13 protein-coding genes are annotated in these 15,039 nt (G+C 33.4%); 3 read left to right on the top strand and 10 right to left on the bottom strand.

Annotated features, from left to right (window positions below):
• Positions 1–110: 110 nt before the first annotated feature.
• Complete coding sequence (locus AB1282_RS12725; protein WP_429899233.1) at positions 111–1,541, bottom strand: amino acid permease; 1,431 nt, start codon at positions 1,539–1,541, stop codon at positions 111–113.
• 38 nt (positions 1,542–1,579) lie between these two features.
• A complete protein-coding gene (kynU, locus tag AB1282_RS12720; RefSeq protein ID WP_429899232.1) occupies positions 1,580–2,866 on the bottom strand; it encodes a kynureninase in 1,287 nt (428 codons plus the stop codon).
• Between the two features lie 224 nt (positions 2,867–3,090).
• Here kynU and AB1282_RS12715 point away from each other — a divergent pair, with 224 nt between their 5' ends.
• Entirely contained in the window at positions 3,091–3,702 is a 612-nt protein-coding gene (locus tag AB1282_RS12715; protein ID WP_056473934.1) for a TetR/AcrR family transcriptional regulator, read from the top strand.
• A 56-nt stretch (positions 3,703–3,758) separates the two neighbouring features.
• On the opposite strand, the gene AB1282_RS12710 is transcribed toward AB1282_RS12715, so the two are convergent.
• The 4 genes from AB1282_RS12710 to AB1282_RS12695 form a co-directional block, all read right to left on the bottom strand.
• The gene (locus AB1282_RS12710; protein ID WP_429899231.1) at positions 3,759–5,291 is read right to left on the bottom strand and encodes a long-chain-fatty-acid--CoA ligase; all 1,533 of its coding nucleotides are present in this window, start codon (positions 5,289–5,291) and stop codon (positions 3,759–3,761) included.
• 30 nt (positions 5,292–5,321) lie between these two features.
• Positions 5,322–6,503, bottom strand: a complete 1,182-nt coding sequence (locus AB1282_RS12705) for a CaiB/BaiF CoA transferase family protein (protein WP_056473931.1) — start codon at positions 6,501–6,503, stop codon at positions 5,322–5,324.
• A 283-nt stretch (positions 6,504–6,786) separates the two neighbouring features.
• Positions 6,787–6,990: a hypothetical protein gene (locus AB1282_RS12700; RefSeq protein WP_429899230.1), complete on the bottom strand. Its 204-nt coding sequence runs from the start codon at positions 6,988–6,990 to the stop codon at positions 6,787–6,789.
• A gap of 636 nt (positions 6,991–7,626) precedes the next feature.
• The gene (locus AB1282_RS12695; RefSeq protein ID WP_172795432.1) at positions 7,627–7,776 is read right to left on the bottom strand and encodes a hypothetical protein; all 150 of its coding nucleotides are present in this window, start codon (positions 7,774–7,776) and stop codon (positions 7,627–7,629) included.
• A 215-nt stretch (positions 7,777–7,991) separates the two neighbouring features.
• On the opposite strand from AB1282_RS12695, the gene speB reads away from it, so the two are divergent.
• Both speB and AB1282_RS12685 read left to right on the top strand, forming a co-directional pair.
• Positions 7,992–8,936, top strand: a complete 945-nt coding sequence (gene speB, locus AB1282_RS12690) for an agmatinase (RefSeq protein WP_429899228.1) — start codon at positions 7,992–7,994, stop codon at positions 8,934–8,936.
• Between the two features lie 606 nt (positions 8,937–9,542).
• Complete coding sequence (locus tag AB1282_RS12685; RefSeq protein ID WP_056473925.1) at positions 9,543–10,124, top strand: TetR/AcrR family transcriptional regulator; 582 nt, start codon at positions 9,543–9,545, stop codon at positions 10,122–10,124.
• A gap of 40 nt (positions 10,125–10,164) precedes the next feature.
• On the opposite strand, the gene AB1282_RS12680 is transcribed toward AB1282_RS12685, so the two are convergent.
• The 4 genes from AB1282_RS12680 to AB1282_RS12665 all read right to left on the bottom strand — a co-directional run bounded on the left by AB1282_RS12680 (position 10,165) and on the right by AB1282_RS12665 (position 15,037).
• Positions 10,165–10,419, bottom strand: a complete 255-nt coding sequence (locus AB1282_RS12680) for a spore coat protein (RefSeq protein ID WP_335414232.1) — start codon at positions 10,417–10,419, stop codon at positions 10,165–10,167.
• Positions 10,420–10,431: 12 nt separating this feature from the next.
• On the bottom strand, positions 10,432–10,620 hold the full coding sequence (locus AB1282_RS12675) for a hypothetical protein (RefSeq protein ID WP_056473922.1): 189 nt from the start codon (positions 10,618–10,620) through the stop codon (positions 10,432–10,434).
• A gap of 218 nt (positions 10,621–10,838) precedes the next feature.
• Positions 10,839–12,323 carry an amino acid permease gene (locus AB1282_RS12670; protein WP_082459557.1) on the bottom strand — a complete coding sequence of 495 codons (1,485 nt, stop codon included), beginning with the start codon at positions 12,321–12,323 and terminating at the stop codon, positions 10,839–10,841.
• Positions 12,324–13,054: 731 nt separating this feature from the next.
• Positions 13,055–15,037 carry an alkyl/aryl-sulfatase gene (locus tag AB1282_RS12665; protein ID WP_429899227.1) on the bottom strand — a complete coding sequence of 661 codons (1,983 nt, stop codon included), beginning with the start codon at positions 15,035–15,037 and terminating at the stop codon, positions 13,055–13,057.
• Between the last annotated feature and the right edge of the window lie 2 nt (positions 15,038–15,039).

Below are 15,039 nucleotides of genomic sequence, written 5' to 3'. Positions count from 1 at the left end.
TGAACAAAATTCTGCACTTAATTATTTTCTCCTCTCTTTTCTCTAAATAATCTTTAAATAGAAAAGGAGTGTCTCAAAAATGAGAGACACCCCTATTTATTAGATGGACATTAAAATTTATCTACTTTCTGATTATGAACTGCATCGTTTCGTTGAATTTTCTGACCATTATTTTTATTTATAAATAAGTAAGCCACAGATAATACAATTAACCAAGGTATACCGAATTGAAGCATAATTTTAAAGCCAGTAAACCAAGAAGTAATTGTTAGTCCCAACAATAATATTGCACCTAAAATTGTGAAGTAAGGGAATCCAATCATTTTCACTGGTAATTTTCGACCACCTGATTGTTCCCATTTCTTTCTAAAAAATAAATGTGAAATAAAGATGGTCATCCAAGTAAACATCGCACCAAACATTGAGATTCCCATCATAAATGCATAAGAGGAATCTGGTAGTATTGCATTTACGATTCCGGCAACTACAATACCAATAGTTGAAACTGCAAGAGCATTTGCTGGAACACCTTTTTTACTTACTTTTCCTAAAATATTTGGCGCATGATTAGTTTTTGAAAGTGAATAAACCATACGAGTTGAAGCATATAATTGGCTATTCATCGCTGACAAAGCTGCTGTTAATATAATAAAGTTCATAAGTCCTGATGCAAAAGGTATATTTAATATTTCCATCACCTTTACGAATGGACTTTCATCAACCCCTGCCGATTTCCACGGAACGATGATCAGCATGATTGCAATCGTTAATACATAAAAAATTGATAAACGAAAAACGGTTGCTTTAAGGGCTTTTGGAACAGCAATATCAGGCTCTTTTGCTTCACCCGCTGTAACCGCAATCATTTCAGTTCCTAGAAAACTAAATAATGATATAAAGACGGCTACCCACATGCCCCACCAGCCAAATGGCATAAATCCTCCATCATTTGTTAAGTTCTCTACACCGATATTTGAATGGTGAGATGAACCAAACAAAACATACGATCCAAGTAGGATAAACCCAACAATTGCACTTACTTTAATCATTGAAAACCAATACTCAAATGTTGCAAATGTATTAACACTAGTAGCATTTATATAGATTAATACTGTTGCAAAAAAGGCGATCCAAACGATTCCTGGTACAGTTGGAAACCAATATTTCATATAGACTGCAATTGCACTTACCTCTACTCCAACAGCAAGGACTTGTGCCACCCAATATGAGTAACGAACAAGATATCCTGCCATAGGATGAATATATTTTTCGGCAATTGTCCCAAACGAACCACTAGTAGGATGTGCAACGGTCATCTCTGCTAAACAACCCATGAGCAGTAAAACGATAAATGCACCAACTACATAACTAAGAAGTACGCTTGGACCAGCAGTTTTTATTGCTAGTCCGCTACCAAGGAACAACCCCGTCCCAATCGCACACCCCATTGCAATCATCGTTAGTTGACTAGTTTTCAACTCCCTTTTTAAGCCCTTTTCTTGCTCGTTTTCAATTTTATAATTAGTGGTGGATTCCTTCATGATCTCATCCCCTTGTCCCCTTAGATAGCCAACTAAACTTATGCCACAACTTCACGTTCATTTTTAAATTTTTCATATTGCTTTTCAGTCATGATTTTCTTAAGTTTTTGTACAACTTCCCAAACTTCCACATAAGAAGTGTAAAGTGCAACTGGTGCAAGTCGAATAATATTTGGTGCTCTAAAGTCAGGAATAATACCATTTTCTTTCAGAGACTTACAAATACGTGCTGCTTCTTCATGTTCTAGACTTACATGTCCTCCTCGTCGTGCATCCTCTCTAGGAGATCCAATGAAAAATCCCATGTTTGGCAATTCTTGTTCAATACAATCCATTAAATATTGATTTATTCGAAGTGATTTTTCTCGAATCGCATCAATTCCAGCTTCTGTAAAAATCTCTAAAGATCCTATTAATGGTGCACAGCTTAATACATGTGGAGTACCGATTTGATAAGCTCCAGCAGTTTCAGCAGGAGTTAGAGTGTGCTCCATATCAAATTGCTTATCTTTTCTTGAACTAAACCAGCCTGCAAGTCCTGGCATTGCACCAAAATGTTTACGATTAACAAATAATCCACCTACACCACCTGGTCCACCATTTAAGTGTTTATAATTACACCAATAGGCAAAATCAACATCCCACTCACTAAACGAATGAGGAATTGATCCAACAGAATGACATCCATCAAAACCAATTAAAATTCCTCGTTTATGAGCCTCTTCAGTTAAGCGCTTCATATCTAAAATTTGACCGCTACGGTATAAAACTGTCGGTAAAATAATCAAAGCGATTTCTTCTGTCATTGCATTAATAATATCGTCCTCTTCTAGATAGCGTCCATCTTTACTTTTTACGCATATTAGGTCTTGATCAGGATCTAATCCATGAATACGAAGTTGACTTTGAAGAGCATAAATATCTGATGGAAATGTAAGCTCATCAGCTAATATCTTTTTTCTACTACCATTTGGTTGAAAAAAAGTACCAACTAACTGATGCAAATTAACGGTCGTGGAACCGGTTACAATTACTTCCTCAGAAGAAGCACCTACTAATGGAGCTAATTTTTCTCCTAGTTTTTCAGCCATGAAAAACCATGGGTGATTTCCATTTGTCCAACCATCTATTCCAAAATTCTTCCAATCTTCCAATGATTCTAGTAAAGTACGTTCAGCTCTTTTAGAAAGTAGTCCTAATGAATTACCATCCATATAGATTGATCCAGGGTTTAAGTAAAACTCATCTCTAAACTTTCTAAGTGAATCGAGACTGTCCATTTTTACTGCGTATTCTAATGTTGTTTCTGTAACTTTCGTATTCATAATATTCCTCCTCTATCAATCTACTATTTAAATCTATTTGTGAAAAAATCATATCAAAATAACTGACATCATGTCAATGACATCATGTCATATTTTCTGATAATAACAAAAGTTTAGATATAAAGAGATTATTTTATGTTAAACATACATAGTTTTCTGTGATTTCTTCCATTTTTATGAATTTACCTATATGCTAGAAGTAGCATATGTTGGAGGATCGTAGTATGAGTAATGACAAAGTAGAATCTAAGCGTCAATTACGTTCATTAATGACAAGACAAAAACTACTAGAAGCTGCTAAAGAAGTATTTCTTGAAGAAGGATTTCAAAAAGCAACGATAACACAAATGATAAAAAAAGCTGATATTGGTTATGGAACAGCTTATGTACACTTCAAAGGTAAAGAAGAGCTTTTAATTGTATTAATGGAAAATGTAATGGAAAGGTTTTATGAAATTGCCGAAACTTCCTTTTTTCCAGAAACGAAAGAATCCGCTGAATCGATTATTTATAAACAAGCTACTTCTTTTCTAAAAATGGCAGAAGATGAGCGTAATATGATGCAAATTTTTGAACAGGCTATTGGAGTATCTGACGTCATCTCAGACAAATGGAAAACAATTCGTGAAAAGTTTATTGATCGCATATCACTCGATGTTTCTTATGCACAAGAAACAGGATTAGCAAGAAAAGAGCTAAATCATGAACTAGTCGCGCGTGCTTGGTTTTTTACAAATGAGATGTACTTATGGGAAATCGTTCGAAATGAACAGCATTATACGATTGAAGAAATTGCCAAAACAATCACATCACTTTATACAACTGGTCTTTATTAAGAATCAAATTTAAAAGCTCAAACTTTCACTACTTAAGTTTGAGCTCTTTTTGGTTTCTATTTTGAATTAGTGCTACAATAAATTTCTCGTAATATAAACTTCTGAACCTTACCAGATGCGTTTCGAGGAAGCTGGTCAATAAATTCAACAATTCTAGGAATCTTATACCCTGCCATTCTTTCACGACAAAAAGATCCAATCTCCTCAAAAGATAGACGATGCCCTGGTTTTAATACGACAATTGCGGTTACGACCTCTCCCCATTTAGCATCAGGCGTACCGATCACTGCCGCTTCCAAAATTGAATGATGCTCATACAAAACATTTTCAATTTCTACTGAATAAATATTTTCTCCACCAGAAATTAACATATCCTTACTACGATCAACTAACGTGATATATCCTTCCTCATCTACTACAGCTAAATCTCCCGTATATAACCAACCATCTTTAATCGTAACTGCTGTCTCTTTCGGCTTTTTATAATATTCCTTCATAATTGTTTCACCTTTTAAGATCAATTCACCAACTTCACCAGGTAAAACTTCTTTATCTTGCTGATTAACTATTTTAATAATTGTATAGAGTAAAGGTGTTTTTCCTGTTTTTCCAAAATGGAGCTCATGATCTTCTGGTGAAAGATAAAACCCTGTAGGTCCCCCTTCTGTTAATCCACATAAGCTGAAAAATTGATTTGTATTAAATAATTTCATACTTTTCATTAAGATTTCAGGAGGCATTGGAGCTGCACCGTATGCACATCTTTTTATTGAAGAAAGATCATATTGGTCAGCATTTGGAACTTGCTGTAAATAGTTATACATTGTAGGAACACCAAAAAATAAAGTAATTTTATATTTTTCTATATCCTTTAACACATTTAACGGGTTAAAATCTCGATGAATAACATTTGTCATACCTAAATATAAACCCGGTAATAGAAAGATGACGAGCTGAGCACAATGGAATAATGGAGCAACATGTAAAAGCCGATCCTGACAGCTTTGTCCCATTACCGCACTCAATCCATTTATGAGCTTTTCAATTCGTTTATAGTCGAAAAGCGCACCTTTTGGTTGTCCAGTAGTACCTGAAGTATATAGTAAATGAAAATCATCGTCTCCTGAAATCTCTACTTGGGGATCTTCTTCAATTGATGACAACACATCAAAGAAGCTTAAACTATTCGGCGAAGAAGCTAGAGGAGCAGTAATGATATTTCTTACTTTCGATGAGGATTTTGAAGCATCTAAAACGACCTTTTCTAGTTCTGAATCACAAATAACAAGTACACTATCCGACTGCTCTAAAATATATTCAACTTCTCGAGAAACAAGACGGAAGTTGATTGGAACGACAACAGCTCCTACTTTTACAGCAGCACAATAACCAATCACAAATAAGTCAGAGTTTGCCATCATAAGAGCTAATTTCTCACCTTTTTTTATACCTAATTTCTGTAATCCCCATGCAAAACGATTAACCACTTTATTGAATTCCATATATGTGTATGTACGGTCTTGATAGACTAATGCTAATTTATCTGGGTGCCTTTTTGCGTTTAGCGATAATACATTTCCAAAACTCATTTGCTTACCCCCGTATTAAATAATTTAGATTTAATCAACTGACCTAATAATTCCTTTTTCAATGAATTGATTAATTGTTTGATCATCGTATCCTAAATTTAATAAAACCTCTTTTGTATTCGTCCCGGGTTTTACTCCAACATGTTGATAAGTAGGTTTAAACACTGAAGATTTAAAAGGTGAAGCAATTTGTAATTGATTGGTACCGTCATTTCTTTGGACGTTTACTAAAAGCCCCCTTTCTTTTACTTGCGGATGCTCACATGCTTCTTCAAAAGTTAACACTGGCTCAACACATGCATCAAATTTACTAAAAATTTCTTTAAACTCATTAAACGTTTTCTTACTAAATGCACGTTTTATTTCATTTTTAAATAAATCCACCTCATTTTTATCCTCACTAAAAGAATAAGGAAGAAATGGCATAATTTCTAATGCCTCACATAATTGTTTTCGAAATGAAGGTTCAAGACTGCCGATTGAAAAGAATCGACCATCTGATGTTTCGTAATAGTCATAAAACACGCCTCCATTTAAAAGATGTTCCTCAGGTTTTGGATTAATTTTTTGAGTTAACCAACCAGAACCCATTAAAGATTGCAACGTAAAAGTACAATCTGTCATGCTAATATCAACCCACTGTCCTTCACCAGTTTGCTCGCGATGAATTACAGCCGATAAAATGCCAATAATTGCGTGTAATGATCCACCAACTTGGTCTGCAACTTGAATTCCCATCGGAACTGGACGTTCATTCTTTCTTGTTGAATAACTCAAAACACCAGTTAATGAAAGATAATTGTTATCATGCCCTGCTCGATTTCGATACGGACCTGATTGCCCATATCCAGTAATTGAACAGTAAATTAGTTTCGGATTTATTTTCTTTAATTGCTCATAACTTAAGCCAAGCTTTTCCAACACTCCTGGTCGAAATTGCTCAATGAGAATATCGTACTCCTTTACTAGCTTATAGATAATTTCAGTACCTTCGTCGCTTTTTAAATCAAGGATAATAGATTTTTTAGAACGATTAATCGTTTGATGTGCGGCAGATTGGTCCCCATCAAATGGAGGTGAAGTTTGTAATAAGTCGGGATGAAATGGAGATTCGATTCGTAATATTTCTGCACCTAAATCCGCTAATATCATAGTTGCATAGGGACCCGGTAAAAGACGTGTAAAATCCAGAATTTTCAATTTATTCAACATATACTAAACCTACTATTCAATTTAATTTCCTCACTCCATCTCTTTAATTTGTCATTGTACATTCATTATTCTAGATTACTTGGTATCTCTCCTTTTTTTAGGTTAATAAGTTTAGCCATTTGAACTTTAATTCTACTAAAAAAGCCATTCTCTAAAGGATGGCTTTAACAATTAGATAAATATATATTTAGTGCGTTACTAAATTTCCTCCGTTTTGAACAACTACATGAACTTTAAAATCTAATGTTAAATTAGGATAGTATTTCTCTTTTACCAACCAAAGCTAACGCATTATTTGATCGAATGTCTTATTAGTCAGAAAAATAGATTCTATTTTATTTTGAATCGTCTTTAATGTTTGAGGTAAATCAACTAGACTCTTAAACCCTAACAGGACAAAAGGAGCATTAACAAAATGCTCTTTCATTATAAAAAAATCATCATCATTACCGAAATGGTTTTTAATATCCTGCAATATTGTTTCCATACATTAAAATACCTCCTACAAAAGACACATATTTATAAATTTTCCCATTTGATTTTTTTTATTCTTTTCAACCATTTTCTGTAAAAAAACAAGTTTAATTGAAAAATACAAACTGTCTATTAAATAGTATTAGACTAAAATTTGCAACATGTATTGGAGAAAATTACACTATTTGAATATTTATAAAAGTTTTATAATAAATATACATGTTTAAACATTCTTAAAACTTTATATAATTCGCACTTATAAATTTCGTTCTACTAAAGGAGATACAATATGTACCACACACATGAAAGATTTGACAATCGATTTAACGATATGATCTACACAAACACATATCCAAACGATATTTTGGATACAAAACCTCCAAAAAAACGATGATGAACAAGAATACAGCAATTAGATTAATCATTCGAACAGAATGCGATTACTAATAAATGATTTCATATTGAAAGTAAAAAAATGCACCGACCAGTAAATGGTCAGTGCATTTTTTCATTTGCTTGCACATACATATGACATTTATACAGTTCAAGTGGAGCCGTTTGTTTTAACATGCTAAACAACTTGAACTAATGCATTTCATTTGATTAATAGTCACTCACTGCTGAAAAAAGTCACTTAAAAAGTGGTCTTTTAATCACGCATTGCCCCTGCCTCACGTGAAGTCATTGCTCCCTGTCCATGGCTTACATCACTTTGAATTTGCTGTTTTACCTTTTGAGGATTCGTTCCTGATTTCATATTAGTTCCCATATTCCCTTTACCTTGTGTATTCTGTGGCATAAAATCCCTCCTAAGATTATTCTTAACAATTATATTATTTACAATAAAAATCGTTATATCCTGTGAATCTGAGCAAAAAAATCGTTCCTTTTTTTACAGGTATTAAAAAATTAAACATTAAAATAGTTTGACTATTCAGATTTAACATTCTATAATCATATTAAACTAACTACCGGTAGTTAATAACCGAAAAAACAAATTAGGAGATGATTTTTGTGAAATATCCACTTTCACCTGATGTAAAACCTGAGTTTTGTACAACTGGAACATTTATGCGACTTCCTTCTGCAAGAGAAAATGCGAAATTAGCAATCGTTGGCATGCCTTTTGATACTGCAGCTTCATTTCGTGTTGGTGCACGATTTGCTCCTCAAGCAATCCGACAAGCATCTATGACTTTATTCCCATATCATCCAATTCATAAGGTATATCCATTTGACGACAGCAATGCGATCGATATTGGAGATGTATCAGTGATCCCACATAATATCCATCGAAGCTATAAACTAATGGAAGACGCAATGTTTGAATTAATGGATGGTAATATTATCCCAATTGGTTTAGGTGGTGACCACTCAATTACTTTAGCAAACCTACGAGCTGCGGCTAAAAAACATGGTCCAGTTGCGATGATTCACTTTGATTCGCATACTGACACTTGGGATACATATTACGATGAAAAATATTGGCATGGATCACCTTTTATCCGAGCTCACGAAGAAGGACTTCTAATCCCTAATAAGGTTTTCCAAATAGGTATACGAGGCACATTAAATCATCCTGGAGATATAGATGCTAGCCATGAGCTTGGTTACAATGTTATTACTACTCCTGAAATTTATGAACGTGGTTTTGAATCTATTTTAAAAGAAATGAAAGAAGTTATTGGAGATACACCGTGTTTCTTAACTTTTGATATTGATTTTGTCGACCCATCTTGTGCACCAGGAACTGGGACACTTGAAGTTGGTGGATACAATAGTATGGAAACATTAAAAATGATTCGCTCATTAACTGATTTCAATTTTATTGGTTTTGATGTCGTTGAAGTACTCCCATCCTATGACCCAACTCAAATCACATCACTACTAGCTGCAACGCTAGTTCATGAATTTGCTAGTTTAGCTACATTACAAATTAATAAAAAAAACTCAAAGTAATTTAAAAAGCTCTGTTTTTTAGACAGAGCTTTTTTCGAAGGCTTGAAGGTAGTATAGTTCAGCTTTTTCTCTTTTTACTTCCTCATGAACACTCTATGAGGAAGTATAAATCAGTTTTTTCTCTTTTTACTTCCTCATGAACACTTTATGAGGAAGTATAAATCAGTTTTTTCTCTTTTTACTACCTCATGACACCTTTATGAGGTAGTATAAATCAGTTTTTTCTCTTTTTACTTCCTCATGAACACTCTATGAGTAACTTATTTTCAGTTTTTTGCTTTTATACTTCCTCATGAACACTCTATGAGGAAGTATAAATCACCTTTTTTTCTTTATACTTCCTCATGTACCCTTTATGAGGAAGTATAAATCACCTTTTTCACTTTTTACTTCCTCATGAACACTCTATAAGGAAGTATAAATCAGCTTTTTGCCTTTTTACTTACTCATGACACCTTTATGCACCACTCCATGTACTTAAACAACATGAACAACGCTCTATCTCCTAAAACAAAGCTTTTTTGCAATAAATATAAACAATATTTAGACTTCACAAAGATTCCAGTTTATAATCTAGCTAACAAGAGTTAGTTTCGGAGGATGAAGATGACAAAGGATAAGATTATTGCAGCAGCACTTGCCTTATTTTCTAAAAATGGCTATGAAGGTACAAGTTTAACTGAAATTGCAAAAGCAGTTGGGATTCAAAAACCATCTATTTATAACCATTTTAAAAGTAAAGAAGAAATCTTTCTTACCATTTATGAGAATAGTTTATGGCTTCATGTGAAAAAAGTAGACGAGCTGATGGGAGAAATTCGTGAATTGTCAGCAAAGGAACAACTATACCAAATTCTAAACGTAACATTTGAATACTATATTGAGTTCGAGGAGCAATCTACTTTCGTGAACCGCGCTGTCTTTTTTTCTCCAGAACCATTAAAGGAACAATTACATACTCAGTTCATGGAATCGGAAGAAGCAATGTCAACTATTTTAAGATCAGTGATTGATAAGGGAATTAAAAGTGGAGAAATTCGAACAGGCAATGTAGAAGATTTTGTTATGTCTTATTACTGCTTAATTGATGGCATCTTTATTGAACTATCTTATTATGGAGCTGAAAAGATGAAGCCAAGGATTTCGAATATATGGAGGAATTTTTGGTACGGTTTTAAAAATGAATAAAAAAAGGCGTTCGATTTTTCGAATGCCTTTTTCACTATTTTTACTGATTTGAAGTCAAATCAGATTTGAATTGCTGAACAATATCTGGTGATGCTGGTGCAGCAGGCTTGTAATACCCTTTTTGAAGCGCATAATTGTACAATGTACGTTGACGTGCTTCGTCCTGATTGCGTAATTGAATTAATGTTTGTCTTAAGTCAGAGTTTGCTGACTCATTAATAAAACCTGCATAAGCCGTTAAACTAGCGTTTAGTCCCTCTAAATAATCATTAACCATATCTTTATCTTGAAACATAATAAAATCTCCTTATCCTAAAAAGTTTAAAAGCTTTTGCTTAGATTCCATTGCTGATTGTGCATCTCTTTCTAAAAGAGCTTTAAATTCAGGATCAGAACATTGCTGAGCATATGCCTCTAATTTATTTGCGATTGTACTATGTCCTCCGATAATATGACGAAGGTTTTCTAACTCAAGTTCTGTTAATGAATTGTTCATTACTTAATTTCTCCTTTCGAACAAAAAGTTGTATAATTCTGCCTGCGCTTCTGCCCTTATCTGATTTTGATTAAATTTAAATATTGATCGACAAGGTTTTTCAACAGTCCACACATTGACATTATTAATTTTCCAAAATCCTGTAAAAAAATACGTAAAAAAAGCTCAATCTATCCGAAGCATAGATTGAGCTTTAAACTACTTGTCAGATTTAATTATTAGTCTCTGCTGAAATCAGCTTCTTCTAATTTAACCTTCTTCGTTTTCATAATTACTTTATAGCCGAGGTATCCAAGAATAAATAATGGTAGTCCAATATAAGAAACTGCAATACCATACCAGTCAATTTTTTCTCCAGTAAATGCTCCATAATTCGTTCCAAGCATTGCAACTAAACATAAAACTGTTGCTAAAATTGGACCTAGTGGGAACCATTTTGCTAAATAAGGTAGATCCTTTAACTTTCTTCCTTGGGCAATATACGCTTTACGGAAGCGGTAATGCGTGATTGAAATACCTAACCAAGAAATATAACCAGCTAAACCAGCTGCATTTAATAACCAAGAGTATACTGTACCATCACCAAATAATGAAGTTAAAAAGCAAAGTGCACCAATTAGAGTCGTCGCAATTAATGCACTAACTGGAACTCCACCTTTGTTTACTTTTCTTAAGAACTTTGGTGCTTTTCCTTCTTCAGCTAATACCCATAGTACACGAGAACCAACGTATAAACTTGAATTACCCGCTGATAAAACTGAAGTTAATATAACTGTATTCATTGCAGCAGCCGCAAAAGCAAGTCCTGCATGTTTAAAAACTAAAGTAAATGGACTGATCGCAACACTATCAACGTCTCCACCTAATAAGTTTGGATCTGTATAGCTTATTAAACAGCCGATAACGAAAATCGCTAATACGTAGAATAATAAAATACGCCAAAAGATTTGCTTGATTGCTTTTGGAATATTCTTTTCAGGATTTTCACTTTCCCCTGCAGTTACTCCAACCATTTCAGTTCCTTGGAAAGCAAAACCTACAATCATAAATACACTAAAGATCGATAAGAGACCACCTTTAAATGGTGCTTCTCCTTTTGTGAAATTGTCAAAACCACCAGTGTGCCCCTTCATAATACCGAAAATCATTAATAATCCAATTACAATGAAAATGATAATTGTAGCTACTTTAATAATTGAAAACCAAAATTCAGATTCTCCATATCCTTTTACAGACAGTACATTTAAACCAAAAATTAAAACAAGGAATATAGAACTCCATACAATACCTGGAGTATGTGGGAACCAATATTTCATAATTAAAGCCGAAGCTGATAATTCTAAAGCAAGGATGATGGCATTGTTATACCAATAATTCCAACCAACAGCAAAACCAAGAGCTGGGTCGACAAATCTTGAAGTATATGTGCTAAAAGAACCCGAAACCGGAATTAAAGTTGCCATTTCTGCTAAGCTAGTCATTAGGAAATAAACCATAATACCAGCAATTAAATATGCAGCTAGAGCCCCACCAGGCCCTGCATCATGTATTGTTGCTCCACTCGCTAAAAATAGACCAGTACCAATCGTACCACCCATAGCGATCATTGTTAAATGTCTCGTTTTTAGTTTTCTTTCTAAATGCTCTTTTTTAGGCGTGTTACTTTGAATAGTGAAATCAGTTTTACGATTTGTATTTTGCATGAATACACCTCTTTATTTTAAATTGAAATTCCCCTAAATACGAAAAAGGCTGATCAAATCTTTAAATTGCTCACATTCCAATCGATCCATTGGCATTGTCATTTCGTACAAAATTACAAATCACAGACTAAGTTACCTATTTTAATACTAAGCCTGGAAACTGAGCGATGTAAAGATGAAAATCCTCCCTTCTGAATTTAACAAAGGAACAAATCTTATACCCTCAATGCTGATAGCGTTTTCATTTTTTTTGCTTTCATCATCGAAATGTACTTAATTAAAATTATCATAATATGACGAAAAATAGAAGGAGTTTTTTCATTGTTTAGATAATTTAGAGTTATTTAAGAATAGTTAAATTTTCAAAAATCGTATATTTATTTGAAACAATAAATATATATTAAGTCCTAGTTTAACATTCTTCAACTATTAATTTTTAGATTGGAAAATATTATATAATGAAAGCGCTTTGTTATGGTTTAAAATTATTTTTCCTTATTTATTAAAGCTCTAGACTTGTAAGCAGTCCCAATAAAAGTATCTGTATATAGGAAAATCATCACTCTTTTTTAGGTGAAATGTCCTGTTTTTTTATCTTTCATTTCATCGACTCTATACAAAAAAATGAATAAAACCAGCTCGGAAATTTTCTGAATTTTTAAAACGTAAAATTCAAAAAAAACATTCTTCATATCTCCAAAAGAATGTTTTTTTCACCTAATTTTAATTTCTTATGGGGTAACGATATTAACCCACAGATTAAAATGATCAAATAAATTTACCATCTCTTTAAATTTCTCTTTATTCCCAGTAATGCTTAGCTTCCCATTTGCAATTGCCTTATTTACATCGAGTTTCCCGTACATAATTAAATAAAAAGTTACTTTATCTACAAATAATGTGGCATCAGGACTTGGAGCAGTTAAACCATCACTATAATTAAAAACGGCGTCCTTTATTTCAAATGTGTAATTTGTTTTCAGATCAGTAAAATTCACGTTAAATGTAAAACGCTTATTCTCTGCTTTTGGACCATTAAGCGTGATCGAAATATAATCAAAAAAATCTTTTACGCTCATGTTTAAGATCGATTGTTGGTCTACAGTACTTAATGATTGTGAATCATCTATCTTCATAATACCTTTTCTCAATTCCTGTGCACCCGTCAAATAAACATTTCTCCAGGATGCAGATTCGGCCCTGTATCCTAATTGCTCGTAAGATTTAGCTAGTAAGTTCTTAGCCTCTTTGTTATTCGGATTTGCCATGACTACGTTTTTCAAAACTTGAGCAACAAAGCGATATTCACCTTTCTCAAAATCTAGTTTTGCGAGCTTCAAAACCTTCTTTTCTCCACCCATGTATTGAACATATTTCCTTCCAGTCTCTACTTGTGGGAGTGGATCTAAATCAGAGGGATTACCATTAAAATATCCTAAATAATAGTTGTAAACTGCTTTAGCATTTTGCTTCAAATCACCATAATATCCTCGATTTGCCCAATATTTATCAAGACTACTAGGTAATTTTATTTGCTCAGCTATTTCATCTGCAGTGTAACCTTGGTTGGCTAGGCGAATTGTTTGGTCATGAATATACTTATATAAATCTCGTTGCTTTGTAAGATGCTCTATTACACGAACCTTCCCCCATAACGGCCAGCTGTGTGCTGTAATTAATGTGTCGATTTCTTCTTTACCAAATAACTTAATTGTATCATCCAAAGCTTTTACCCACTCAGAAGCATCTCGTGTCTTTGCTCCTCTTAAGGTATAAAAATTATGCATAGTATGACCCGTATTTTCAGCCACTACTAAAGTTTTGTAATCTTTTATGTAATAATGCATTTCTGATGGTGCTTCAGTATTTAAGGTTAATAAAAACTTAAACTTAACTCCATCTATTTCCACCGTTTGTACTTTATCTTTTATTTCAATTGTCGGTGGCAGAAAGCTGATTGTACCGGTACTAATTCTAGGACCAATCCCATTTGTTACATATCCTTTTTTATTTACGGGTAAAAGATTTCCGAACATATACCCCGCTCTTCTTGACATGATATTACCTAAAAGGATATTCTCACTTACTACTTCCTTAGAAAAGTTTAATGGTGCAATAATTGGTACCTTTTCTGGATTGATCGCGTATTGTACAATTCCTTTTACCCCTCCAAAATGATCAGCATGACTATGACTAATAACTATTGCACTAACTAACTTTTTAGGGCGATACTCATAATATAATTCCATTGCTGCTTTAGCAGTTTCAATTGTTGATAATGTATCCAATATAATTAAACCTGTTTTACCTTCTACAATTGTCATTACAGATACATCTTGCCCACGAATTTGATATACCCCATCGACTACTTTATAAAGTCCAGGAGTATTTAATAATTGAGCTTGTCTCCATAAAGATGGATTTACTGTTAAGGGTGCAGTCCCTTCATTAATAATTGAATATTGATTGCGATCCCAAATAACAGCACCTTTTGAATTTTTTAATTGATCTTGCATTAATGGTGCGATGAACCCCTTATGAGCATCATTAAAATCTTGTTTATCATTGAAATTTAATTCACTATAAATTTTTTCATTTGCTTTAATTGTATCTTTAGTAGGAGGCATGGCTTGAGAAAATACGTTTTGAGGAAAGGGGGTAATAAAAAAAATCGTTATTATTAGTAAAAATGATAAACCTTTTGTTTCAAACATGA

This window comes from Gottfriedia sp. S16(2024) (genome assembly GCF_050473765.1).
GTDB lineage: Bacteria > Bacillota > Bacilli > Bacillales > Bacillaceae_G > Gottfriedia.
Note: the sequence above shows the minus strand (reverse complement) of the source record. Positions and strands in the feature narration are given on the sequence as shown.